Source organism: Aquidulcibacter sp. (assembly GCF_044346625.1).
Taxonomy (GTDB): domain Bacteria; phylum Pseudomonadota; class Alphaproteobacteria; order Caulobacterales; family Aquidulcibacteraceae; genus Aquidulcibacter.
This window is the reverse complement of sequence record NZ_JBIIYV010000004.1, coordinates 1-24174: the sequence shown is the minus strand read 5'-3', so window position 1 is coordinate 24174 and position 24174 is coordinate 1. Positions and strand designations below refer to the sequence as shown.

Here is a 24174-nt window from a genome sequence, read left to right as displayed (position 1 = left end):
TACGTTTTGGGGCGGGCACATTGAAAGCCGCCGCTTTTTTGAGCATTCTTTTGATCTATGTCAATTAAACTCTCCCACACGAACGTGTCATCCTAGCTTCTGAGGCTCCTAGCACGTCCCCACGGGGAACAAAGATTGCAGGTTTCCCGTCGACATTTGGCTTGGGCGCAAACAGCCGATCGACGGCTTTAATTGCGAAGAATTTGCGCAAAAACCATGCAATCTGCTCAAGAAACGCTTGACGCTGCAAGTGCGAAGGTGCATGCTGCAAATGCGAGATAGAGCGGTGAGGAGCTAAGAAGTTGGCCTCATTTGCACTGTCATTCTTATCGCGGAGAGTCACGATGACGACCACAAAGAAACGTGCTGCGAGGCCTAGCGTGTCCAAACCAGCGGTGGCTGAAACCTCCCCATCTGTAATTTCAGAAACTGTAAGCATCCCCGAACCCATCCAAGAGGAGAGACTGACCATGTCCGACAAGATCGAATCCGTGATCACCCCAACTGCCGAAGCTTTCCAAGCCGGTTACGAAAAGCTGCAAGCCAGCTTTGGCGATGCCGCAGTGCACGCCAAGGCAAATATGGAAGCTATGACCACTTCGGCAAAGATTGCCGCTGAAGGCATGAAGCAAGCGTCTGAAATCTCTATGGCCTATCTGCAGTCTTCTGCCGCACTTGCGACCGAAACAGCAAAGTCGTTGGGCGGCGTAAAGTCGTTGCAAGAAGCCGTTGAAATTCAAGCTGATTACGCAAAATCAGCAATGAGCACCTATTTTGCAGAATTCACCAAAGTGTCTGACGTGATGTTGGGTGCGATGAAAGAGTCGGTCAAGCCAATCAGCGAGCGCACCAGCGCAGCGTGGTCTTCGATTCAATCTGCCCGCTAAGCGGATAGCCTCCAGAATTAAAGGGGTCCGAGCATGCCTCGGGCCCTTTTTTGTGCCTTAATGCCCGGGAGCCAAGGGCTGCTGCGATCTTATCCAGCCCTTGCACATGTTTTAGGCTTCCAGAACGTCGCGAAGCACTTATCTATAAAGAGTGATTGAGTTTCCCGAAGAAGCCCAAGCATAGTGTCTGCAAGCGCAGACGTCATGAAATGGTAGATCAGATGAGCGACGAACGCGGTAACGATATGGACGATGATGGTTTTGGCACCGATGGGGACATCCCTGGTGGCGGACGCAGTACGGCCGTTGTTGCGCGTGCGAAACCAAAGACTAAAAAGCCTTCCCTCTATCGGGTGTTGGTTTTGAATGATGACTACACGCCGATGGAGTTTGTGGTTTATGTTTTAGAGCGCTTCTTCAACAAAACCCGTGAGAGTGCGACACGTATCATGTTGCATGTGCATCAATCGGGGGTCGGTGTGTGCGGCATTTATTCCTACGAAGTTGCTGAGACCAAAGTAGCCCAAGTCCTAGATTTGGCGCGGCGCAATCAGCATCCCCTGCAATGTACCATGGAAAAGGAGTAGAACGTGCCCTCATTCTCCCGCGGCCTAGAACAATCGCTCCACCGTGCTATCGCTTTCGCTAATGAGCATAAGCATGAATATGCAACCCTCGAACATTTGCTGGTCGCCTTGATCGAGGATGAAGACGCAGCCCATGTGCTAAAGGCCTGTAATGTCGATCTAGATCGGCTCAAAACAGATTTGAACGGCTATATCGATGGCGAACTTAAGAATCTGATCGTCTCGGGTGAAAGCGAAGCGCGGCCGACGGCTGGCTTCCAACGCGTTATCCAGCGCGCAGTCATCCATGTCGAAAGTTCAGGTCGTACGGAAGTAACCGGGGCCAATGTGTTGGTTGCCTTGTTCTCGGAGCGGGAGAGCCATGCGGCTTACTTCCTGCAAGAACAGGACATGACCCGCTATGATGCGGTGAACTTCATCTCCCATGGCGTGGCCAAGCGCCCCGGCATGACGGAGCAGAAGCGCGTCAAAGGGGCTTCTGAAGAGCGCCAAGAAGAGAGCGCGACCACAAAGGAAAAGCCCAGCACCGGTGAGGCCTTGGCCACCTATTGCGTCGATCTTAATGAAAAGTCGCGCAAAGGGCGGGTCGATCCCTTGATTGGTCGCGTCGACGAAGTTGAGCGCGCTATCCAAATCTTGTGCCGCCGTCAGAAGAACAATCCGCTGTTGGTTGGCGATCCTGGCGTGGGCAAAACCGCGATTGCTGAAGGCTTGGCCCGTCGCATCGTTGAAGGCGATGTGCCAGATATTCTTTTAGAATCCACAATCTTCTCGCTCGACATGGGCGCGCTTCTGGCTGGCACACGCTATCGCGGTGACTTTGAGGAGCGCTTGAAGCAAGTGGTGAAGGAATTGGAAGCCCATCCCAACGCCATCCTCTTCATCGACGAAATCCACACGGTCATCGGGGCAGGTGCTACTAGTGGTGGGGCGATGGATGCTTCAAACCTTCTAAAGCCCGCGCTTCAGTCCGGCACCATGCGCTGTATGGGTTCGACGACCTATAAGGAGTATCGTCAGCATTTTGAAAAAGATCGCGCTCTGGTGCGTCGCTTCCAAAAGATTGACGTGGTTGAGCCTTCGATCCCGGACACCGTGAAAATCCTTTTGGGTCTGAAGTCGGCTTATGAAGAACATCACAAAGTGCGCTACACCGCCGAAGCGATCAAAGCCGCTGTGGAATTGTCGGCCAAATATATTGGCGATCGCAAATTGCCGGACAAAGCGATTGATGTGATCGATGAAACCGGCGCAAGCCAAATGTTGCTGCCTGAAAGCAAACGGAAAAAGACAATTGGCGTCAAGGAGATCGAGGCGGTTGTTGCCAAAATTGCCCGCATTCCATCCAAATCTGTCACCAAGTCTGACACTGAAGCGCTACGCACTTTGGAAACTGATTTGCGTCGGGTCGTGTTTGGTCAGGATGCAGCTTTGACGGCTTTGGCGGCGTCGATCAAGCTAGCCCGTGCAGGTCTGCGTGATCCCAACAAGCCTATCGGCTCTTATCTGTTCTCTGGCCCGACCGGGGTTGGTAAAACAGAGGCGGCTAAGCAATTGGCCAATACGATGGGCGTCGAAATGCTGCGGTTTGACATGTCCGAATATATGGAACGTCACTCTGTTAGCCGTTTGATTGGCGCGCCTCCAGGCTATGTTGGCTTTGACCAAGGCGGTCTTTTGACCGACGGCATCGACCAGCATCCCCATTGCGTCTTGTTGTTGGATGAAATCGAAAAAGCTCACCCAGACCTCTACAACATCTTGTTGCAGGTCATGGATCACGGCTCGCTGACCGATGCCAATGGCAAGAAGGTCGACTTCCGCAATGTGGTTGTGATCATGACAACCAATGCGGGTGCGTCTGATGCGGCTAAGGATGGCATTGGCTTTGGGCGCGGGAAGAAGGATGATGAAGAGAGCGAAGCGATCAAACGCTTGTTCACGCCTGAATTCCGCAACCGGCTCGACGCTGTCATTCACTTCAAAGCTCTGACGCCAGAGATTGTTGCCAATGTGGTCGATAAGTTCGTCCTACAATTGGAAGCACAATTGGCGGATCGTCAAGTTGAGATTGAATTGACCGATGCAGCCCGCAGTTGGCTCGCCGTCCGCGGCTATGATCCCGCCATGGGCGCGCGTCCGCTGGGTCGCTTGATCCAAGAGCATATCAAGAAGCCGCTGGCGGACGAATTGCTGTTTGGCAAGTTGAAGAAGGGTGGCCTTGTCCGCGTCGACGTGGATAGCGAGCAGGCAGAACAACTCACCTTCTTCTTCGAACCAGCACTGCCCAAGCCCGGCAAAAAGGGTGCAGCTCAGCCCGAAGCTGAGGATGCCGATTCAGGCAACTAAGGCGCTGGCGTTAGGCGTGTGAACCGACTTCGGCCGCAAGGAAGGCTTCTAAAGCCTTTGTTGCGGCCGTTGGTCCGTGGCCTAGCTTCTCATTAAGCCAAAGGCGCTCTTGTCCGTCGACGCGTCCTGGGGTGCCACTTGCGAACAAGAGATGGTTGCCAATTCCCTGTGCAAATAAGGTTGCCCAACTCGGGTCCTTTTGGCTGTCGGCGACGGCTTGGTCGAGCGCGCACAACATGTCTGCCTCAACGCGGTCCACCGCGATGCCAGACTGGCTGGCGGGGCCCATCACCATAGACCGGATCAGATTGACCTCATGGGCTTGGATGGTCTTGTCTGCCAAGACGCTGGCTTGCACGGTTTGCCAAGCGAAGGTGCGCAGGTTTGCTGGATAGACATTGGCGCGGGCAAACAAGGCGGAAAGTACCCGCATTTCCGTAGCGTCCAACACCATGCCATCGGCCACAAAGGCATCGATCAATACTTGGGCATCTTCCTCCGACACGCCCAAAGCGGCAAGGCGTTCGTTATAGGTCGGCCCTGCGGCAACATCAGGTAGCGTATCAAATGCCAAAGCGTCGAGCGTGCGCTTGATGGCGTGACACCAATTTGGATTGAGCTCTTCTTCGCGGTAATGCGGCACTTCACGCGTCAAAGCGTAATAGTCGGTCATCGCTTCAACAAAGAGGTCTGCCCAACCTGCATCGCCTGAAGGGCGCCTGCCAGAGCGGTGGATGGCGATTAAGGTCTGCGCTTCGGCCTGCTGGATCACACCGTCCTTCATCATGGCAGCCCGAAGCGCTGCAACGCCAGACGCATTGTCTGTCTGTGATTCTATGTCAGCCAACGCACGACTTACCCAATTCGCCATAACTAACACTCCTGCGACCGGTGCTCTATGGCACGGGTGTCGTTACAATTACCTAAATGCGGTTGGTAATAGGTGGGGCGAGGCTCAATCCAAGCGCTGTTAGGCCGACATGGCATTACCGCTCGCTTGGACAATCGTGATCTTTTGCCAGACTTTTTGCGATAGATTGGTTGCCAATTGCTCAATGTCTGAAGCTGCCTCGATCACATCAGGGTCATTGAAGTCTTGCGCATAGAGTGCGGCGAGCTTGCCAGAAAGCGATAACATCTCAGAACAATAATCAAGATAACGCACGAGTTCGAACGGCGAGAGCTTGTGATCGGGGCTTGCTTTGGTGCGCTTGGCCCCAAACATGACGGGGTCTTTGGTCAACTGGTGCATGTCGATGACATGGATGATGGAGCGCAACTCATGCAGCGCGCCCATGGCTGTGTGGCGCTTTAGCCGTGCTTCAAGGCTGGTCAGTGAGAATACCCCCGCACCAACCACCAGCAAAAGGTTGACCGCTGATTCAAGCGCCGAGACGAGGGACAGCATCTCGGTCTCGCCCGACTTAAAGCCGATGGTGTGGATGCCGTAAGCAGCAAGACCTGCGCCCGCCGCCAAAACCAAGCCAACGCCGGCCCTGATCCAAATCCTTGGCTTAGCAAGCTCTGTGACGCGGTTTTGGGTATCGGTCGCTAAGAGCGCAAGCTCGGCACAAACGCTTCCGAGGCCTGCTTTGGGAAAACGCTCCCCAATGCGCAGACTTAATTTTTCAAGCGTCTGTAGAACAAGATCAGCGTCAATGGTGCGGTAAGGCATCGAGCAGGGACCTAAAAGGCCGCTAGGATGGCTGCCTGATGCGAGATGAGGTCTTCTTCAGACGCTTTGCCAGCCTGCCCATGCCCGATGAGGCCAACCCCTTCTCGCCTGGGTATCAGGTGGAAATGTAGGTGAAAAACGGTCTGCCCACCCGCGGCCCCATTAAATTGAAGTACGGTCAGGCCTTCGGCTTGAAAGGCTTTCTGGACCGCCCGCGCGACTTTCTGCACGCTCGCCATATAGGGCCCAAGTGCATCAGTTGGCAGGGTCAACAGATTGGTTGCGGCGACTTTGGGGACCACCAACGTGTGGCCCGGGCCTTGCGGGAAAATGTCGAGAAAGGCCAGACAAACCTCATCCTCATAGACTTTCAAGCAGGGCATTTCGCCGCGCAAAATCTTCGCAAAGATGTTTTGGGGATCATAGGGTGTCGACAGATGCATGGGAATGACCTTTCCCTAAACCCTTCGCGTGATTCCAATCAAATCCGAAATGGGTCCATCGCGATTGGGCCGTTCAAAATCTAGTTTCGGCGAACGACTTCTCGCCCGGCCAAGATATCAACCGCTGCCTGAATGCGACTAAGCCGATCGCGCTCTGCCGCGGCGGCATCAATCCAACTAACAAAGTCATGGCGGTGGCTGGGGGCAAGCCAGCTAAACGTCTGCCGAGCCAGCTCATCGCCGGCAAGCGCCGTTTCGAAATCTTGGTGACATTCTCCCATTTTTGCTCGCGATCTTTGTTATGTTTTATCAAAAGTAAGTAAAGCTAACACGCGTCGATCGTTTTAAAAGCAAAACAAAAGTATAACCTAGGGGCTGTCCACCTGTTGAACGACGTGCCGGAATGGCGTTCTTTCTTTTAGCCAATGGGTATCATCGGCAATCGAGGCGCGCTCATGCTTCAAATAGTCCGCAATGGCCGAGCGCAGGCCACGATCAGCAATCCAGCTCGCTTGCCACGTCGAGACCGGCACATAGCCGCGCGCCAGTTTGTGGCCACCTTGTGCGCCTGCCTCAACCCGGGCGAGGCCGCGTTCGATGGCCTCATCAATCGCTTGGTAATAGCATAGCTCAAAATGGAGAAAGGGGCGGTCCTCGAGGCGTCCCCACCAGCGGCCAAAAATCGTATCCGAGCCCAAGAAGTTGAGGGCTGAGGCGATAAAGCGGTCACCCTCCTTGGCCAGTATCAGCACCAGCCGATCTGCCATGCGTTCGCCAAGCAGCGAGAAGAAACGGCGGTTCAGATAGGGTGTGCCCCATTTGCGCGCACCGGTATCCTGATAGCACTCAAAGAAATGGTCCCAATGCACTTCCAAGATTTCTGAACCAGTAAGGCGTACAATCTCAATGCCTTCTTTGGCTTTAGCGCGTTCCTTGCGCAAATTCTTGCGTTTGTCTGAAGAGAGCTCAGCGAGAAAATCATCAAAGCTCTGATAACCCGGATTGAAGAAATGAAACTGGCGATCTTCGCGCAACAGCCACTTGCAAGAGTCCAAAGCGGCTAGGTCTTCATCCTTGGCGAAATTCACTTGCACGGTTGCAAGCCCACTCTGGGCACCAATTTGCTCAAGCGCAGAGATTAGGGCGACCCGGATCAGGCCTGCATTTTCGTCTGGCTTCACCAGAAGCCTGCGGCCGGGAACGGGGGTAAAGGGCACGGCACTGGTCAATTTGGGGTACCAGCGCCCGCCGGCGCGCTGCCACGCGTCGGCAAAATTATGGTCGAAAATATATTCGCCTTGCGAATGCGATTTAAGCCACAGCGGTACTAGGCCAACTACATTCTGCGCGCCATCTAAACACAATAAATGCCGCCCGCCCCAGCCGGTAAAGCTGGTGGCACAGCCGCTTTCTTCCAACGCTTGCAGAAAGTCCCAAGACAGGAAGGGGTCAAACGGAACCCCCGCTGGATTGGCCAAACCATCCCAAGTCTCGCGCGCCACGTCTGCGATTGAATTCACGATCTTGATCGTAAACTCCGGCTCGCTGTTAGGGGACTCAGTCTCTTGTGTCATGATGACCTTTAGCTAGTCGAGGAAGATGGCGGTGCAAAGGCCAATTGCTGTGTGATCCAAGCGAATACCATCGACTTTTGGTGATTGAGGCCTAGACTAACCATATGCCTTTTGCTTCCTCCCACGACATAGTTCAGATCATCCAACTGTCCATTGCGCCGGTCTTCCTGATCGCAGGCATTGGGACCTTGCTAAACGTCCTAACGTCGCGCTTGGCCCGCGTGGTTGACCGAGGCCGCGCCATTGAACTTGACCTTGATTCACCGATGGGTTCGGGGCAGCACACCAATCGACATCTTGCGGAGCTTAGGGTTCTCGATCAGCGCATGAATTGGATTCATAATGCCATCATGTTGTCGACAATGGCGATCCTCTTGGTCTGCTTGTTGATCGTCGCTTTGTTTTCGGTGGAGCTGATCACGATTGATCTGTCGCGCGTCGTAGCAATTTTGTTCATTGCCACCATGGCCTCGCTTATTGGCGGGCTGATCTCATTCTTGATTGAGATTTCCTATGCCCGAAAGTCCCTCCGGGTGCGGGCAGAATTATTGGCCAGCAGGGCACCCCATCACTGAGGCACGCTGCTGGCCAGTATCGGCTTAGGCAGAGGCGATTTCGAACACGCCGTCGACTTCTACGGCAAAGCCCATCGGCAGATTGGCAACGCCTACGGCAGAGCGGGCGTGCTTGCCCGCGTCACCTAAGACTTCAACCATCAGGTCCGAACAGCCGTTCATCACTTGCGGGATGGGATTGAAGTCTGGCGTCACATTCACAAAGCCGTTGAGCTTCACGACTTGAACCAGCCGGTCCAAGTCACCGTCACAGGCGGCCTTCAATTGCGCAAGCAAGTTAAGGCCACAGACACGGGCAGCAGCTTGACCCTGCTCCAAGATCAGATCGCCGCCCAGCCGACCCAAATGATCGCCATCGGCCGCGCGCGAGACTTGGCCCGAGATATGAACCAAGCCGCCCACGCGGGTGAACGGCACATAGCTGGCCACCGGGGCAGGTGGGTTTGGCAATGTGATGCCGAGTTCCTGCAGGCGAGCTTCAATGCGAGACATCGTAAGTCCTTTGTACAAGAGCGCGTTTTGATCCACTTGGATCAAAGTTGCGCGCAAAATCAAAATTAGAGCAAAGCCCACTCTATCTGTTTAAGTTAGAGTGGGATTTGCTCTATGCGAATAACATGCTGACGGTTTCAGCCACGCATGCAGGGCGCGCTTCACCTTCGATTTCAATCGTCACTTCGCTGGTCAGCATCAAGCCGCCCGACTTAGGCTCCACGCTCAACAGCTTTTGGACGGCGCGGACCTTCGAGCCAACGCGGACCATATTGGTGAAGCGGACTTTGTTAAGGCCGTAATTGATGCCGCGGCTGACGCCTTCGACTTTCAAGATGTCTTTGCCCAAAAATGGAATCAACGACAGAGTCAAAAATCCATGAGCAATCGGGCCACCCATTTCGGCGGTGGCGCGGGGCACATCGACATGGATCCATTGATGATCGCCAGTTGCGTCGGCAAACAGATTGACGCGGTCTTGATCGATCAGCAGCCAGTCTGACGCGCCAACTTCTTGGCCGGCAAGGTCTGCAATCGTGGCAAATGTGGTGGTCTTGGTCATGCTAAGGGCTCCCTCATATTGATTTTAGGGGGCAGGTCTAACGCGCTCGTGGGGCCATGTCGAGGTGGGGATTTGAATTGATGCAAGTCGAGAGGATTGAACATTGGGATGGCCCACGCTGTATTGCGCAGGCAGATGATTTGGCGGCCTTCTTGGATGTGGTACTGCCCGATGACTGGTCGAACTTTGCTGAGAAACTGGCAGGGCGGCGCAGCCTTTCCGCCCATGTTGCTTTGAACTTTGATGGCAAGTTGATCGGCCTCAAGCTGGGCTATGAGCGTAATCGCGGCGTGTTTAACTCTTGGATGGGCGGCGTCGCGCCAGAGGCCCGCGGGCAGGGCATCGCCGCAGCTTTGATGGCCGCCCAACATGATTGGGCCAAGGAAGCAGGCTTTCGCGGATTAGAGACCGCCACCCGCCAACCCAACCAAGCCATGGCCATCCTCAATCTCAAAGCCGGTTTTGTGGTCGCAGGCCTTGATGTGACACCGGGAGAGCCGACGAAGATCGTGTTTTATAAGGGGTTGTGAGGGGGGGAAGATACCCCTTCAGTCCCTCCGGGACACATCGGCGCATGCGCCGACACCCCACAAGTGGGGAAGCGGCTACGCCCCAGCTGCTTCCGTTGCCGCTTCCCCGTTTACGGGGAAGCTCTGCCGAAGGCAGTGAAGGGGTGCTTCAGCAGGGACAAATAAAAACTTATCCCCATCCCATCAAACCCCGGATATCCTAGTCCCATCTCCGACGAGAGGGCGTTGTTGCTGCAGCGGCGACACCGGTTGGGGATGGGTAAGCGGGGTTAATCGGGGTGGACGTGGCTGCCTCGTGTTTTCATAAGGATTAGCTCGTCCTTATGCCCGGTGTGCTCGAGCCCGACTGCCGTGTGAAGCCGGAGGTCAGGTCTTTCAATAGGCTTGGTCCAACCTCTCGGGTAGCCTCAAGTGTGTTTAGGCCTTTACGTACTAGGCGGGGGAAATGTCACCACCGAGGAGGGCTCATGATCCTCCCTTGGGCACACAGACTTATTTCAGCCGGGGCGCATGGTTTGCGTCGTTTTCCGGGCCAGTCCGTTAATCTGGCCCACCCCCTATTTGGCGCGCACCACGCGCCCCGGCCCCTCTGCTTTCGGGCAACAAGGTGCACCCCCGGTGGTTTTCCGCGCGGGGCTATGGGTGTTGGTAGAGCAAAATGGAGTGCGCAGCACTAGCTGCGCATCTGGACGCGTTGACGTGCGCAGCTAGTGCTGCGCGGTCCTTTAGGCGCGCCCTTGCGCAAAGACCCCCTCACCCCCGACCCCTCTCCCGCTTGGGGGGCGAGGGGAGAGCGCATGACTAATCGAGGTCCCCGCTCTGCGCTTCGCTTCGGCGGGGATGACAAGCGCGGTTCGTGGCGCGCAGTTTAGCCGACAGCCAAAATATCCCGCGTCGCCGCGCCAACATCATCCTGCCGCATCAGGCTTTCGCCGATCAGAAACGCCTTGGCCCCGGTCGCTTGTAATTCCGCGATGTCGGCGCGGGTGTTGATGCCGCTTTCGGCGACAAGGAGCCGCGAAGGCGGGATCATGGTCGAAAGGCGGGCGGTGGTGGACAGGTCTGTAACGAAGGTCTTGAGGTTGCGATTATTGACGCCAATCAGTTCCGCATCGAGCTTCAGGGCGCGTTCCATTTCGGCTTCATCATGGGTCTCGATCAGGGCATCCATGCCGTAATGCTTGGCAGCGGCGACCAGATCGGCGGCGCGTTTATCGTCCAGAGCGGCCATGATGACAAGGATCGCGTCGGCACCATAAGCGCGGCTTTCGGCGATCTGCCAAGTGTCGACCATGAAGTCCTTGCGCAGGCAGGGCAGGTTGGTGGCGGCTCGCGCAGCGACCAGAAAGCTCTCATGGCCTTGGAAGCTGGGTGCATCGGTGAGGACGGAGAGGCAAGCCGCACCGCCTTGCTCGTAAGCTTGAGCCAATTGCGCAGGTACGAAATCGGCGCGGATCAGGCCCTTTGACGGGCTGGCCTTTTTGATCTCGGCGATCAGGGCGGGGCGGGTCTCAGCGGCCTTCTTGAGGGCGGCGGTAAAGCCACGTGGCGCGCTTTGCTCGGACGCTAAAGCCTCCAGTGCCGCGATGGATTGGAGGGGCTTACGGGCGGCCACTTCGTCGCGTTTATAGGCGATGATTTTGGAGAGGGTGTCGCTCATGATGGCGTCCGATTGGTAAAGGCGATCAGCTGATCCAACTTGGTGAGCGCAGCTTGGGAGTCGAGACTAGTTTTGGCGTGCGCCAAGCCCTCTGTGAGGTCCGACGCCGCTGCTGTGGCCACCAGCGCTGCTGCGGCATTCAGCAGCACCACATCGCGATAAGGGCCAGTCTCGCCTTGCAACAGCGCACGCAGCGCCAACGCATTGTGCGCCGCATCGCCACCCTTGAGGGCCTCAAGCGGCGCAGTGGCGAGACCGAGGTCACCTGGACCGATCTCAAGCTCGGACAGGGTCTTGTCCTTCAGAGCGGTAACTTGCGTGGGGCCAGATAGCGACAGTTCATCCAAGCCGCCATGGCCATGGACGACCCAAGCGCTCTCACAGCCAAGGCTCATCAGGGCTTGCGCCATCGGACGGCGCTTGTCATCGGCGAAGACGCCCACCAATTGGCGCTGTGCGCCTGCTGGATTAGAAAGGGGGCCTAATAGATTGAAAATGGTGCGGAAACCCAGTTCACGCCGAGCAGGGCCAACATGACGCATGGCGGGGTGATGGGCTTGGGCAAAGAGGAACACAAGGCCGACCTCATCGAGGGCCGCGGCGCATTGCTCAGGCGAGAGTTCCAGCTTGACGCCCAAAGCCTCCAAGACGTCGGCTGCCCCTGATTTGGAGCTCATGGCGCGATTGCCATGCTTGGCAACCTTCTGCCCGCAGCCCGCCAGAACAAAGGACACGGCGGTCGAGATGTTAAGGGTGTGAGAGCCATCGCCACCTGTGCCGCAGACATCTACGCAAGCATGGGAAGTGTCGACGCGTGTCATGGCCCCACGCATCGCTTGCGCGCCTGAGGCGATCATGTCGCTGGTCAAAGTCAGCCGCTCAAGGCCCATCAAGAAGGCCCCGATTTGGGCTTGGGTCGCTTCTCCGCTCAAGATTGCGGCAAAGGCTTGGTCGAGCATGGCAGGCGAGGGCGCGTCGCCATCGCGCAAGAGCGCCAAAGCTGGTTTGATCGCCTCACTCACGACTGGCTGGCTTTGGTTGATTGCAAGAAGCGCTGGATTAGCGCATGGCCGTGTTCTGACGCGATGCTTTCAGGATGGAATTGCACGCCAAAGATCGGCTTGGCCACATGGCTCATGCCCATGATCTCGCCATCGGCGGTCCAAGCATCAACGCGCAACGAATTGGGTAGGCTTTCGCGCTCTACTGATAAAGAGTGATAGCGGGTTACCTCAAACTGCTCGGGCAGGCCTTCAAACAGACCCGTATTGGCGTGCGTGATGGTGGAGGTCTTGCCGTGCATGATGGTCTTGGCGCGCAAGACGGTACCGCCATAAGCTTGACCAATTGCTTGGTGTCCAAGGCAGACGCCCAGAAGCGGAATGTCGTCGGGCAGGGCTTTGACGAGGTCGAGGCAAATGCCCGCTTCATTGGGGGTGCAAGGACCCGGCGAAATGATGATGCCGTCCCCAGCTTGGGCGATCGCATCGTCCACGCTGATGCGGTCATTACGGACCACGTGCGTTTCTGCGCCCAATTCCTCGACATAATGGACGAGATTGTAGGTAAAGCTGTCGTAATTATCGATGAGCAGGATTTTCATGCTTGGGCATCCTTCTCGCCATAGCGACCTGCATCTTCGGCAGCACGCAGCAAGGCCTTCGCCTTATTGACGCACTCATTGTGCTCACTCAGCGGAATGGAGTCGAGGACAACCCCAGCGCCGGCTTGAGCATGGAGAACGCCGTCTTTCAAAACGCCCGTTCGAAGCGCAATGCACAAGTCCATGTCGCCACCGGCGGAGAAATAGCCGACGCCGCCCGCATAGACGCCACGACCATGGGGCTCAAGCTCGGCAATGATCTCCATTGCCCGCACTTTCGGGGCACCAGAAACCGTGCCTGCTGGAAAGCCTGCGAGCAAAGCATCGAGGGCATCAAGGCCCGGCTTCAAGCTGCCTTCCACATTGGAAACAATGTGCATGACATGGCTATAACGCTCGACCTTGAAACTCTCTGTGACGCGGACCCCGCCACGGCCAATACCGACAGGGCCATCATTGCCACCGGGTTTCGAGCGCGAGACGCGACCAACATCATTGCGACCGAGGTCGAGCAGCATGAGATGTTCGGCCCGCTCTTTGGGGTCATTCAATAGCTCTTCCGCCAAAGCTTCATCGAGGGCAGGGGTGGCCCCGCGCGGTTTGGTTCCAGCTATCGGGCGCATCGTCACCGTGCCGTCGCGCAAACGGACCAAGATTTCTGGGCTGGAGCCCACAATATCAAAGCCGTCCATCCGCAATAGAAACAAGAAGGGCGATGGGTTGGTTCGCCGCAAAGACCGGTAGAGCGAAATCGCCGAACCCGAGAAGGGGGCGGAAAAGCGCTGGCTCGGCACCACTTGGAAGATATCACCGGCGCGAATGTAGTCCTTGGCCGTCTCCACCTTCGCCATATAGGCTTCAGGGCTCATGTTCGGGATTGCTTCGCCTAAGGGGCTGGGCTTGGCGGCATAGGAAGGCACGCGTAAGGGCGAGGGGCCGTCCAATGTGGCCCAAGCTTGTTCTAGGCGCGTCCGGCCCTGTTCATAGGCGTCCCTGGCAGAGACACCCGCCCGGGGCCGCACAGGCGTCACCAAAAGCAATTCCTGCTTTACCCCGTCAAACACGATCACAAGGCGCGGGCGAACTAGAAGCGCCTCGGGCACACCAATTGGGTCAGGCGCTGTCTCGGGTAGTCGCTCGACCCGGCGCACGGTTTCATAGGCGAGGTAGCCGAAAAGGCCTGCTGCAGGTGGCGGCAAATCAGTTGGGAAGTCGAGGGCGCTTTCTGCGATCAAGGTACGCAACGCCGCCAGAGGCTCTTCGCCACAAGGGACATAGTCCCCGACTTGGCCAGCTTCATCAATCACAGCTTTGGCCGCACCGGATTGATCGACCCGATAGATGAGGTCGGGGTCACAGGCGACAATTGAATAGCGCCCCCGTGTCTCCCCGCCTTCCACACTCTCAAACAAGCAGGAACCCAGTCGGTCTGCGCCTAATTTGGCGATGGCCGAAACAGGTGTCTCTAGATCATCGATCCGCTTGGCACGTAGAGGCGTACCGCGCCCTTGCAGATAGGAAGCTTCGAACAGCTCAAAACTAGGTTCAATCGATAGCACGTTCGCCTACGGCTGTTTGGCCGGCACTGCGGCTTTGCTGGCGGCGGCGGTTTCTTCGGTGTCACCCAAGGCGCGGCCCATCATTTTGGTGAAGAGCTGGGCTTTTGCGCGATCCCGGGCAACCCGTTCTAAGGACGCAATCAGGTCGCGCTGAACTGAGGCACGCACCGCAGTCTCGGCCTGAACCAAACGATCAGGAACCGTGCCTTCATCGTCCTTCAAGATGTCGTCGATCCGCACAACGGTGTACTCAACTCCATTGGCTGTTGGCGCTAGGACGAGTTCACCTTTCTTCGCGGCAAACACAGCTTGGCTTAATTCTTGGCCACCTTGGCCGCGCAATAGCGGTTGGGTCTGTTTGGCGACGGGCAATTTATATTTCGCAGCCGCAGCTTCCATGCTGGTCTTCTTAGCATCGGCCAAAATTTCCTTGGCTTTGGCTTCTGCTCGGGCACGAATATCGCGACGAATCCACTCGGTCGTCAATTCGTTGCGGATTGCGGCGAATGGCGGCGGTGCGGCAACATTAATCGCATCAATACGGACCGCGACATAACGATCACCGGGAACCGGGGCCAAGTCCGACGTGTCGCCTTTGCCGCCTGCAAATGCATCTTTCAGGACCGTCGGCGCTTCCACGAATTCAAGGGCAGGCTGTCCGGTAGCGGCCAGATTACCATCCGCCATCACGTCTTTGATCTGGACCAGTTGGAAGCCTGCTTTAGCGGCGGCGGCTTCGAGCGTTGCCCCTTCCGTGATCGCCTTATCATAAGCCTCGGTCGCATCGGTCAGAAGTTCGCCAGCGGCGGTTTGGCGTAGCTGCGTGCGGATTTCGACCGCAGAATCTTCAAACTTAGCCTCTTTGGCTGCCACAGCCTCGGTGACCTTGAACGCTGCGAAGGGTTGCAGCTTGGCTGCCACAACTTGCACGTCGCCCTGCTTCATATCGAAGGCGGCTTTGGCCACATTTTGATCGGGAATGCCGCCAATGGTCACGTTTGACAACACGACTGGTGAGGACAGACCGAGTGATTTTGCAATGGCTGCCGGGTCTTCACCAGCACGCAAGCGCGCGGCAGCTTGATCGGCCTTCGCACGATCAGAGGCAACCAATTGAACCAAACCGCGCTTGGCTGGCGTTGAAAGACGTTCCTTGTTGCGGCCAAAAATCTCTTGGGCTTGGGCTTCATCAACCTTCACTTTGGTTTCGAAGTCAGCAAGACTTGCGACAACCATCGTCAGTGTGCGCGTTTCGGGGCGCATCAATTGGGTCCGGCTCTCATCATAGAGCGCTTTCAATTGAGCGTCATTTGGTTGGCGCGGACCACCGACAAAGCCAGCAGGAACTGGAATAATAGTCACCATCCTGCGTTCTGTGCCATAGGCCAATGTTTGGCTGGCAAAGACGCGAGGCGCGCGGAAACCAGAGCTAACGGCCAAAGTCAGACCTTGACGGGTCAAGTCGGAACGCACGCTGCTTTCGAACTCAACGGGGGTAAAGCCATTATCGCGCAAGGCCATCTGATAGGTATCTTGGCTAAAGCGGCGGGTGATTTGGTCTTGGAAGGCAGGGATTTTTGCAATCTCCGCCTGAACCACCGCGTTCGCCGCCTTAATGCCAAGGCCGTCGGTCATCGCTGCGAAAGCACGGCTTGCGACCATTTGCTCCAGTACTGCGCTATCAAGACCTTGGGCGCGCGCCTCTTCGGTTGAGATATCGCGCTTCGCATCAACTTGTGCGCGCTTCAACAGGCGATCAAACTCTTTGCGGTACTCGTCCTGCGTGATCGACTTGCCAGCCACCTTGGCAACCGCATCCGGACTGCCCCCGGTGAAGATGTCATTGACCCCCCAAATCCCGAACGAGATTACCAAAAGGCCAATGATGATACCGGAGACCCATGAACGGGCAAATTTTCGAAACGCGGTGAGCATGGAAGATCCTGATGAAAACTTACCTTAGCATAAGGATCGTTGGGAGAGGGGGCAAGGCAAGGCCTGCACAGCGCGGGCCTTGGACTGCAGGTCTCTATCCGGTGATTTGCAAAGTTTGAATCACCTGCCTATGCCAGACCAGAAATGACACCTGAAAGATGGCGTCTACCCTTGCCTATGATGGAGAGAACTGTGGCAAAACTATTGGTCGGAAACTGGAAAATGAATGGGGTTAAGGCAGATCTAGAAGAGGCGGGCCTGATTGCCGCTTCTGCTAAGGCTGCTCAGAGTCAAGCAATCCAATTGGCCATTTGCCCGCCAGCCACGTTGTTATCGCAATTAAGTGAAATGACCGCAGGCACGGGGCTTTTGACCGGAGCGCAAGATTGCCATGCAAAAGTCTCTGGTGCCCATACTGGCGATATCTCTGCAGCCATGATCAAGGATGCAGGCGGGCATTTTGTCATTGTTGGCCATTCGGAGCGCCGCGCTGACCATGGTGAGACCAGCGAGCACGTCCGGGCCAAAGCCCACGCCGCGTTGGAGGCTGGCTTAATTCCCATTATTTGCGTCGGCGAAACCCGTGTCGAACGCGAAGTAGGCCAAGCCGAATCCGTGGTTTTGGCCCAAGTGGAAGGTTCAGTGCCAGAGAGTTTCCCAGAAGGTGGGCTTGTTATTGCCTATGAGCCCGTCTGGGCAATTGGGACTGGCTTGGTCCCTAGTGCTGCTGATGTCTTGGCTATGCATGGTGCGATTCAGAAGACACTCGTTGGTCGCTTTGGGGCTTTGGGGGCAAGCATCCCGCTACTTTATGGCGGCTCGGTCAATGGGCAGAACGCCAGCGACTTGCTGCACCTCGCCCATGTTGATGGCGCTTTGATAGGTGGCGCGAGCCTCACTGCGGCTGGATTTTTGAAAATTTTGCACGCGATTCAAGAATGAAGCAATCATCGTAACCACTTAGCAACAACCCTGTGTCAAAGGTTATATCCGGATGAAGGGGTGAAAGTCCTTTGGACAAGCAAAGACTCTCAGCGGCGACCGTGCTGATTTATGATCCTGTGCGCGGCAACATGCTGATGACACGTTCAGTTTTGCATGGGATTGGGTTCCGCCGCATCGAGGGGATGACCTCGCTGCGCGAATTGACCCGCCGTTTGCGCGACGTCGACATTTCTCTTTTGGTCATTGAGGCAACTGAATATCATAGCGATGTGGTAGAGCTGTTGCGTGCTCAGCGCCTTGGCGAGTTGGGCGTAAATCCCTTCATTCCTGTTATTGCGACGCTTTGGGCTGGCTCAACTGATTTAGTCGCCGATTTGATGAATGTTGGCTGCGATGATGTGCTTCTACGGCCATTTTCTCAAATTCAAGCGCTAGAGCGGGTCCGGGCCATCATTTCGGGGCGCAAACAATTTGTTGTGACCTCTGATTATGTCGGGCCTGATCGCGGTCGCTCTTCTGGGAATCAAATGGCACCGGAGACGTTTGACCCGCCAAACACGCTGCGCGACCGCGTCTTGATGAGCAATTATGATCCGGTGACCCAATCGGAGATCTTGGCTACTGCGCGCCGTAAGGTCGACCAAGATCGGTTGGCAAAGCTTGCCCGTCGGATTGCCATGGCGGCCGAAGTTATCATCCAAGCTCAAGGGCGAGGGGATGCAAACGCAGGTTTTGTCGTTGATTTGCTGGAAAGTTCTGCCGAACTTGTCCGTGCTGCTAAGCGTCTTGATATTGATGAAGTGCAAGAGATTGCCATGGTGCTCGAAAATGTTGCTGCGCGCACCAGCGCACCAGGGCCAGAGCGAGTCGAAAATGCCAATCTAACCCGTCAACTCGCGCTGGCGCTCTACGTCGCTTATGCAGTTGAGGGCGGAGAGGCCTTTAAGGCGGAATTGGAGGCGACTTTGGACAAGGTTCGAGGTCGGTTGGACAAGGCGAAAGAGCGCGCGAAACGCCGCCATGAGTTGGCGCTGTCGTTGGTCTCTTGAAGTTCGGCCTCGAAAGAGCGACATAGCAGCCCTAAGCGCAGGGTTTTGCGCCCCATCCAGTCACCTTTAGGCCCGTTTCATGTTCATCCAAGCTATTCTCATTCTCCACCTGCTGATTTGTTTGGCGCTGATCGGTGCCATTTTGCTGCAGCGTTCGGAAGGCGGCGGGGCCTTGGGAATGGGCGGGGGTCCTTCCTCCATGATGTCAGGGCGTTCAGCCGCGAACTTTATGACGCGCACGACGACTTTGTTGGGTGCGGCGTTTTTGGTAACCAGCGTCACTTTGACTATTATGAACAAATCCGCGACTAAGCCTGCAGATTCCTTGATGCAAGATGGCCGCACCAAGGACGGTATTCCGACAAAGGGCATTGATCTGTCTGTACCAGCGGCACCGACTAATGCCATCGCGCCTGTTCCTGCAGCGCCGGCTGGCGGCATTCCTGCGTCCGCACCATCTGCACCCCAGCCAGCGCCCTTATTCCCGGCTACACCAGTGGCACCTGCCACCGAGCCAGCACCGGCAGAAAAAAAATAAGCGGCTAACCCCCATTTCTTTCCAGTTGCGCCTCTTCCCTTTTGCAGGCGTTGCGGCTTAGAACGACCTCCCATGACCCGATATGTGTTCATCACTGGGGGCGTGGTTTCCTCGCTCGGAAAAGGCATTGCATCAGCCGCGTTAGGCGCGCTGCTGCAAGCTCGTGGCTATAAAGTGAGGCTGCGTAAACTCGATCCTTATCTCAATGTCGATCCCGGCACGATGAGCCCGTATCAACACGGCGAAGTCTTTGTGACCGATGACGGCGCAGAGACAGACTTGGATTTGGGCCATTATGAACGCTTTACCGGCGTTTCTGCTGCCAAAGCTGACAATATCACGACTGGGCGCATCTATCAGGAAATCATCGCCAAAGAGCGCAAGGGTGAGTTCTTGGGGGCGACCATCCAAGTCATTCCCCACGTCACCAATGCGATCAAAGACTTTGTCTTGTCCGATGCAGGCGACGCAGACTTTGTCTTGTGTGAAATTGGCGGCACGGTTGGCGACATTGAGGGGTTGCCGTTTTTTGAAGCCATCCGTCAACTTGGCCAGCAATTAGATCCTCAGCAGGCGGTATATATTCACCTCACGCTACTGCCCTATATTCACACGGCTGGCGAAATGAAAACCAAGCCAACCCAGCACAGCGTGAAGGAATTGCGCTCGATCGGCATTCAGCCCGACATCCTGATTTGTCGAGCCGACCGCCCGATTCCAGAAGATGAAAAGCGCAAGATCGCACTCTTCACCAATGTGCGCGCCAGTGCCGTGATTCAGGCTCTTGATTCCGCGCACATTTACGAAGTGCCGATGGATTATCATGCCGAGGGCTTAGACCGCGAGGTTTTGCGACGTTTCGGGATTTTGGACGCGCCCGAGCCTGATTTGTCGAAGTGGGAAGCGATTTCTAAGCGCCTGCGTGCGCCAGATGGCGATGTGACCATCGCTGTGGTTGGCAAATATACCGCCATGAAGGACGCCTATAAGTCTTTGATCGAGGCCCTGCATCACGGCGGTCTCGCCAATGATGTAAAGGTCAATATCAACTGGGTTGATGCGCGCGCTTTTGACGCCGACCAAGAGTTGCTGACAGCAGAGCTTGAAGGCGTGGATGCGATTCTGGTCCCGGGTGCCTTTGGCGATTCCGGCGCTGAAGGCAAGATCAAGGCGGTCCAGTTTGCCCGCGAACGCCAGATCCCCTTCTTTGGCATTTGCTTCGGGATGCAGATGGCTTGCGTAGAGGCTGCTCGTAATCTGGCTGGCATTTCGGGTGCCTCATCGACCGAGTTTGGTCCCACCGCTGAGCCTGTGGTCGGATTGATGACCGAATGGGTAAAAGGCAATGAGCGCCAATTGCGCGGTGAAGAGACCGATCTAGGCGGCACCATGCGTCTGGGTGCCTATCCCGCCGTATTGAAGCCCGATTCCGTCGTCTCGCGTGCTTATGGCGGAGCTTTGAGCATTCAAGAGCGTCACCGGCACCGCTATGAAGTCAATATGGACTATAGAGCCACACTTGAAGCTCAGGGGCTCATTTTCTCCGGGGTTTCACCCGATGGCGTGTTGCCGGAGATTGTTGAGCGAGCCGACCATCCTTGGTTTGTCGGCGTGCAATATCACCCCGAACTCAAGTCCCGTCCATTCGAACCCCATCCTTTGTTTGCGGACTTTGTGCGCGCCGCTTTGGTTCAGAACCGGTTGGTTTAGGTCTGCCGTCCGCCATTTGGCATTCTCGCGCTCACACAGAAGTGTTGGTGCATCAGGATTCTGCGCCCTAGGCGTTTCCGGCAAGTCCGATTTCGCTTTACATCGCCCAATATAGACTTATGATTGCGCGATTAATGCGAGGTTTTTGATGTCTGCGAATAAGATTGAACCATTGGCAGATCATGAGTGGGGCCTTCGGGCGGCTTTGCGGCTGATCGTGAGCCATCGGTCGGTTTTGGTGCCACTGGCGCTGATAACGGTCGTTTTCTATCTAGTGGTGGCACCGCTTGAAGGCGTGATGGCGATCCAATTGCCCGTTTCTTTGCCGCGTATCGGGGAGTTCGATCTGAAGGACATCCTCGAGACCCTTGTCGGTGCTTCTTTCTTCGTTGCGATAACAATAGTTTTTCTCAAGTCAGCGGGCGTGGAGACAAGTTGGCGGACGCGAGCGCTTGCGGCTTTTGGGATTATCGCGATTAACCTTCCAGCCTATCTGGGGTTTTTAATCCTGAATATGGGCAATGATTCGGTAGAGCATCCAGCCCTGAAAGCCATAATCTGGCTGACTGCTTTCGCAGCTTTTATCGCTTATGTGAACTACACTTTCTGCTTCGCAGTTCAGATTTTAGTCGATAGCAAGGTGAATCTATCTCGTTCGTATAAGGGTGTGGCGCGTCGAGAATGGCGTCTTTGGTTATCCACTGCCTTACTGTTCGTCGCCTTATACCCTGTCTCCCTCTTACAATCCGGGATGGAAATGATCGGCGAAAGTTATACGCTGTTCCAGACCATCTTGCCTCACTTAGAAACCATCATTGACGCCTGTTCCAGTATCATAATTACTTTAACCTGTGGCGCACTTAGCACGATCTGGTTTCTCCATCCCCGTGTTCGGCCGCCAGAGGAATCAACCACGTGGGAAGTGCCGTCCTTACCCCAAGCGCAGTGACCTAGATTAAGTTCTTTTCCCACTGACCTAGTGTCTTGCAATTGGGGAAGAGCGCGCGTAGATACGCGCTTCAGTTTTACTGGCGGCTCTTACCGGGGCCGCCTTATCTTTTGAAATGGAACCTGCATCATGGCAGTGCCTAAGCGCAAAACTACTCCTTCTCGCCGCGGTATGCGTCGTTCGCACGATGCGTTGGGCGTGAACTCCTATGTCGAAGACAAGGATTCGGGCGAACTGCGTCGTCCACACCATATCGACCTGAAGACCGGCATGTATCGTGGCCGTCAGGTTCTGACCCCTAAGGAAGACTAAGTCTTTCCGTTCTTTTCTTGTGGAAAAGCCCTGCCAACTGGCGGGGCTTTTTTCGTTTACGGCTTCAGCCCGCTCGACTTCCCTGCATCTCTTGTTACATCTGCGGCTAGGTAGTTTTCGGCGGGGGATGTCATGCGGGTTTATTCTGGATTGATTGGGCTAGCGCTCGTGTTGGCAGGCCCCGCGTGGGCGGAAGCGCCAAAGCCGGTTGAAGCGCTTGACCTTTACCGGCTTGAGCAGCCGATTCACCCGCAATTGTCGCCTGATGGCAAACAGGTCGCTGTTTTGCGCCAAACCCGCGATATTCAGACCGACCGTGTGCAGACCGACCTTTGGCTCGTTCCCGTGCCCGGAAGCGGTGCATCCGATGTACGACGTCTCTTGGTTGGGGCGGATCGCGCTCCATCCACCGTACGCTGGTCGCCCGACGGCAGTGCACTTGCCTTCGTTGGCAAGGACGGCACTAAGTCGCAAATCTTTGCGCTCGATTTGAAGTATGGCATCGCCAAGCCACTCACCACACTGAAATTTTCACCCAGCGCTTTGTCTTGGTCGCCAGACGGCAAAAGAATCGCCTTTGTAAATCTGGTCGAGGAAAAGCCTGAGGCGATCTACAAGCTTCCTGAGAAGCCCGAAGGCGCGACTTGGGCGGCCCCTGCGCGTGTGGTGCGCACCTTTCCGTACCGCACCGATCCAGAAGGCTGGCTGACGCCGGGTAACTATCAGGTCTTTGCCCTCGAAGTGGCGACTGGGGCCGTTACCCAAGTTACCAGTGGCAGTGGTGATTGGGGCCGCGAAGATGGCCAGCCCGCTTGGACCCCGGATGGGCAATTCGTGGTCGTCAGCGGGAACCCCGCCCCAGATGCGCATTTAAAGCCTGTCCAGTCTGACCTTTATGCCTGGCCCGCAGCCGGCGGCGGTATACCGCGCCAATTAACAACCGATGACGGATTTGAAAACAGTCCAGCCATAAGCCCAGATGGCAAAACTTTGGCCTATGTCGGCTGGCGCAATCGGCAGACCTCCTTTCAGCGCACGGATGTCTTTGCAGCCACCCTTCCTGCCACGGGTCCTGTTGCCCAATCGCGCAATCTGACCTTGAAGCTCGACCGCCCTGCGAGCCAGATTAGCTGGCGCAAGGATGGGCGTGGCGTGAATTTCATTTATCAGGATGTCGGCATCAGCCGCGTTGGCTTTGCGCCTTTAGAGGGTGCCGTCAGTGTCGCCACGCCTGAAGTCGGCAATACACGTCTTCTTCTGCCGTCTTCGGGTGGCAGCTATTCCACCGATGGCACCAAGACAGTTTATCCGAGCGTGGAAGCCGACCGCCCCGCCAATTTGGCGCTCTGGTCGCAAGGCAAAGAGACCATCCTGTGGGATATGAATGCGGCTTGGCGGGCAGGGAAATCTATTGGCAAGCTGGAAGAAATTTGGACGCCGTCATCTGCAGATGGGCGCAAAGTGCATGGCTGGATCCTCTATCCACCTAATTTCGACCCCAGCAAGAAATACCCCCTTGCCATGGATATTCATGGCGGGCCTCATACCGATTACGGCCCGATGTTTTCGATTACCCATCATCTCTATGCAGCAGCTGGCTATGTGACCATTTTCACCAATCCACGTGGCTCGATTGGTTATGGCGAAGAGTTCGCGAACCTGATCAACCTCTGTTACCCTTGTCAGGACCATGATGATCTGATGAGCAGTGTTGATGCCGTCATCGCGCGCGGCTTTATAGATACCAACCGCCTCTATATTGGCGGTGGATCCGGCGGTGGCGTCTTGTCTTCTTGGGCTATTGGCAAGACCAACCGTTTTGCCGCAGCTTCCGTTAAGCGCCCGGTGATCAACTGGACTTCAGAAGCTTTGACCAGCGATATTGGCGCGGTTGTCACCAGCTATTGGTTTGAAAAGAAGCCTTGGGAAGAGCCAGAAAAATACTGGGCCCGCTCGCCTTTGTCGCTGGTCGGTAAAGTTCGTACCCCTACGATCATCATTACTGGCGAAAGCGACTACCGCACGCCGATGAGTGACAGCGAGCAATATTTCCAATCCCTCCAATTACAAGGCGTCGAAAGCGCCTTGGTGCGCCTGCCGGATGCAGGCCACGGCTTTGGTCGTCCCAGCCAGTGGCTGGCGGCAATCTTGAGTACCATTGGCTGGTACGATAGCCATTCTAAGAAGGCGGAGTAGGGGGGAGCTTTCATCGTGTCATCCCCGCCGAAGCGGTAGCGCAG

25 protein-coding genes are annotated in these 24174 nt (G+C 56.0%); 12 read left to right on the top strand and 13 right to left on the bottom strand.

Going from position 1 to position 24174, the window contains the following annotated elements:
• Nucleotides 1–64 precede the first annotated feature (64 nt).
• Nucleotides 65–439, bottom strand: a complete 375-nt coding sequence (locus ACIQ20_RS02530; RefSeq protein WP_395777111.1) for a hypothetical protein — start codon at nt 437–439, stop codon at nt 65–67.
• 31 nt (nt 440–470) lie between these two features.
• Here ACIQ20_RS02530 and ACIQ20_RS02525 point away from each other — a divergent pair, with 31 nt between their 5' ends.
• The 3 genes from ACIQ20_RS02525 to clpA all read left to right on the top strand — a co-directional run bounded on the left by ACIQ20_RS02525 (nt 471) and on the right by clpA (nt 3823).
• Nucleotides 471–887 carry a phasin family protein gene (locus tag ACIQ20_RS02525; RefSeq protein WP_395777109.1) on the top strand — a complete coding sequence of 139 codons (417 nt, stop codon included), beginning with the start codon at nt 471–473 and terminating at the stop codon, nt 885–887.
• Between the two features lie 245 nt (nt 888–1132).
• The gene (gene clpS, locus ACIQ20_RS02520; protein ID WP_346381923.1) at nt 1133–1474 is read left to right on the top strand and encodes an ATP-dependent Clp protease adapter ClpS; all 342 of its coding nucleotides are present in this window, start codon (nt 1133–1135) and stop codon (nt 1472–1474) included.
• Between the two features lie 3 nt (nt 1475–1477).
• Nucleotides 1478–3823: an ATP-dependent Clp protease ATP-binding subunit ClpA gene (gene clpA / locus ACIQ20_RS02515; protein WP_395777107.1), complete on the top strand. Its 2346-nt coding sequence runs from the start codon at nt 1478–1480 to the stop codon at nt 3821–3823.
• Between the two features lie 10 nt (nt 3824–3833).
• Here clpA and ACIQ20_RS02510 read toward each other — a convergent pair whose 3' ends face one another.
• The 5 genes from ACIQ20_RS02510 to ACIQ20_RS02490 all read right to left on the bottom strand — a co-directional run bounded on the left by ACIQ20_RS02510 (nt 3834) and on the right by ACIQ20_RS02490 (nt 7515).
• Nucleotides 3834–4694 (bottom strand): hypothetical protein, encoded by an 861-nt coding sequence (locus ACIQ20_RS02510; RefSeq protein ID WP_395777105.1) that lies wholly within the window; start codon nt 4692–4694, stop codon nt 3834–3836.
• 99 nt (nt 4695–4793) lie between these two features.
• Complete coding sequence (locus tag ACIQ20_RS02505) at nt 4794–5498, bottom strand: hypothetical protein (protein WP_395777103.1); 705 nt, start codon at nt 5496–5498, stop codon at nt 4794–4796.
• 11 nt (nt 5499–5509) lie between these two features.
• The gene (locus ACIQ20_RS02500; protein ID WP_395777101.1) at nt 5510–5941 is read right to left on the bottom strand and encodes an HIT family protein; all 432 of its coding nucleotides are present in this window, start codon (nt 5939–5941) and stop codon (nt 5510–5512) included.
• 80 nt (nt 5942–6021) lie between these two features.
• On the bottom strand, nt 6022–6222 hold the full coding sequence (locus ACIQ20_RS02495) for a YdeI/OmpD-associated family protein (RefSeq protein ID WP_395777099.1): 201 nt from the start codon (nt 6220–6222) through the stop codon (nt 6022–6024).
• 87 nt (nt 6223–6309) lie between these two features.
• Complete coding sequence (locus tag ACIQ20_RS02490) at nt 6310–7515, bottom strand: GNAT family N-acetyltransferase (RefSeq protein WP_395777097.1); 1206 nt, start codon at nt 7513–7515, stop codon at nt 6310–6312.
• 104 nt (nt 7516–7619) lie between these two features.
• Here ACIQ20_RS02490 and ACIQ20_RS02485 point away from each other — a divergent pair, with 104 nt between their 5' ends.
• Nucleotides 7620–8090, top strand: a complete 471-nt coding sequence (locus ACIQ20_RS02485; RefSeq protein ID WP_395777095.1) for a DUF2721 domain-containing protein — start codon at nt 7620–7622, stop codon at nt 8088–8090.
• A 24-nt stretch (nt 8091–8114) separates the two neighbouring features.
• Here the strand turns inward: ACIQ20_RS02485 and ACIQ20_RS02480 are convergent, their stop codons facing one another.
• On the bottom strand, nt 8115–8582 hold the full coding sequence (locus ACIQ20_RS02480) for a RidA family protein (RefSeq protein WP_395777093.1): 468 nt from the start codon (nt 8580–8582) through the stop codon (nt 8115–8117).
• Between the two features lie 112 nt (nt 8583–8694).
• Nucleotides 8695–9144 (bottom strand): MaoC family dehydratase, encoded by a 450-nt coding sequence (locus tag ACIQ20_RS02475; RefSeq protein ID WP_346381847.1) that lies wholly within the window; start codon nt 9142–9144, stop codon nt 8695–8697.
• A gap of 80 nt (nt 9145–9224) precedes the next feature.
• On the opposite strand from ACIQ20_RS02475, the gene ACIQ20_RS02470 reads away from it, so the two are divergent.
• On the top strand, nt 9225–9674 hold the full coding sequence (locus ACIQ20_RS02470; protein ID WP_395777090.1) for a GNAT family N-acetyltransferase: 450 nt from the start codon (nt 9225–9227) through the stop codon (nt 9672–9674).
• An 868-nt stretch (nt 9675–10542) separates the two neighbouring features.
• On the opposite strand, the gene trpC is transcribed toward ACIQ20_RS02470, so the two are convergent.
• Genes trpC through ACIQ20_RS02445 form a run of 5 tightly spaced genes read right to left on the bottom strand, consistent with a single transcriptional unit; the run spans nt 10543 to nt 16431 of the window.
• Entirely contained in the window at nt 10543–11334 is a 792-nt protein-coding gene (gene trpC / locus ACIQ20_RS02465; RefSeq protein ID WP_395777088.1) for an indole-3-glycerol phosphate synthase TrpC, read from the bottom strand.
• A complete protein-coding gene (trpD, locus tag ACIQ20_RS02460) occupies nt 11331–12356 on the bottom strand; it encodes an anthranilate phosphoribosyltransferase (protein ID WP_395777086.1) in 1026 nt (341 codons plus the stop codon). Before trpD ends, trpC begins: the two co-directional genes overlap by 4 nt.
• Nucleotides 12353–12937, bottom strand: a complete 585-nt coding sequence (locus ACIQ20_RS02455) for an anthranilate synthase component II (protein WP_395777084.1) — start codon at nt 12935–12937, stop codon at nt 12353–12355. Before ACIQ20_RS02455 ends, trpD begins: the two co-directional genes overlap by 4 nt.
• Nucleotides 12934–14496, bottom strand: a complete 1563-nt coding sequence (trpE, locus tag ACIQ20_RS02450; protein ID WP_395777082.1) for an anthranilate synthase component I — start codon at nt 14494–14496, stop codon at nt 12934–12936. Before trpE ends, ACIQ20_RS02455 begins: the two co-directional genes overlap by 4 nt.
• 6 nt (nt 14497–14502) lie before the next feature.
• Nucleotides 14503–16431, bottom strand: a complete 1929-nt coding sequence (locus ACIQ20_RS02445) for a SurA N-terminal domain-containing protein (protein ID WP_395777080.1) — start codon at nt 16429–16431, stop codon at nt 14503–14505.
• Nucleotides 16432–16602: 171 nt separating this feature from the next.
• Between ACIQ20_RS02445 and tpiA the strand changes: the two genes are divergently transcribed.
• The 7 genes from tpiA to ACIQ20_RS02410 all read left to right on the top strand — a co-directional run bounded on the left by tpiA (nt 16603) and on the right by ACIQ20_RS02410 (nt 24130).
• Complete coding sequence (gene tpiA / locus ACIQ20_RS02440; protein ID WP_395777212.1) at nt 16603–17373, top strand: triose-phosphate isomerase; 771 nt, start codon at nt 16603–16605, stop codon at nt 17371–17373.
• 71 nt (nt 17374–17444) lie between these two features.
• Nucleotides 17445–18425 carry a hypothetical protein gene (locus ACIQ20_RS02435; protein WP_395777078.1) on the top strand — a complete coding sequence of 327 codons (981 nt, stop codon included), beginning with the start codon at nt 17445–17447 and terminating at the stop codon, nt 18423–18425.
• Nucleotides 18426–18504: 79 nt separating this feature from the next.
• Nucleotides 18505–18963 carry a preprotein translocase subunit SecG gene (gene secG / locus ACIQ20_RS02430; RefSeq protein ID WP_395777076.1) on the top strand — a complete coding sequence of 153 codons (459 nt, stop codon included), beginning with the start codon at nt 18505–18507 and terminating at the stop codon, nt 18961–18963.
• 72 nt (nt 18964–19035) lie between these two features.
• Nucleotides 19036–20673, top strand: coding sequence for a CTP synthase (locus ACIQ20_RS02425; protein WP_395777074.1), 1638 nt, complete (start codon nt 19036–19038; stop codon nt 20671–20673).
• 148 nt (nt 20674–20821) lie between these two features.
• Nucleotides 20822–21622: a hypothetical protein gene (locus ACIQ20_RS02420; RefSeq protein WP_395777072.1), complete on the top strand. Its 801-nt coding sequence runs from the start codon at nt 20822–20824 to the stop codon at nt 21620–21622.
• Nucleotides 21623–21751: 129 nt separating this feature from the next.
• On the top strand, nt 21752–21934 hold the full coding sequence (gene rpmF, locus ACIQ20_RS02415; RefSeq protein WP_085340090.1) for a 50S ribosomal protein L32: 183 nt from the start codon (nt 21752–21754) through the stop codon (nt 21932–21934).
• A gap of 132 nt (nt 21935–22066) precedes the next feature.
• Nucleotides 22067–24130: a prolyl oligopeptidase family serine peptidase gene (locus ACIQ20_RS02410; RefSeq protein WP_395777069.1), complete on the top strand. Its 2064-nt coding sequence runs from the start codon at nt 22067–22069 to the stop codon at nt 24128–24130.
• The last annotated feature ends 44 nt before the right edge of the window (nt 24131–24174 follow it).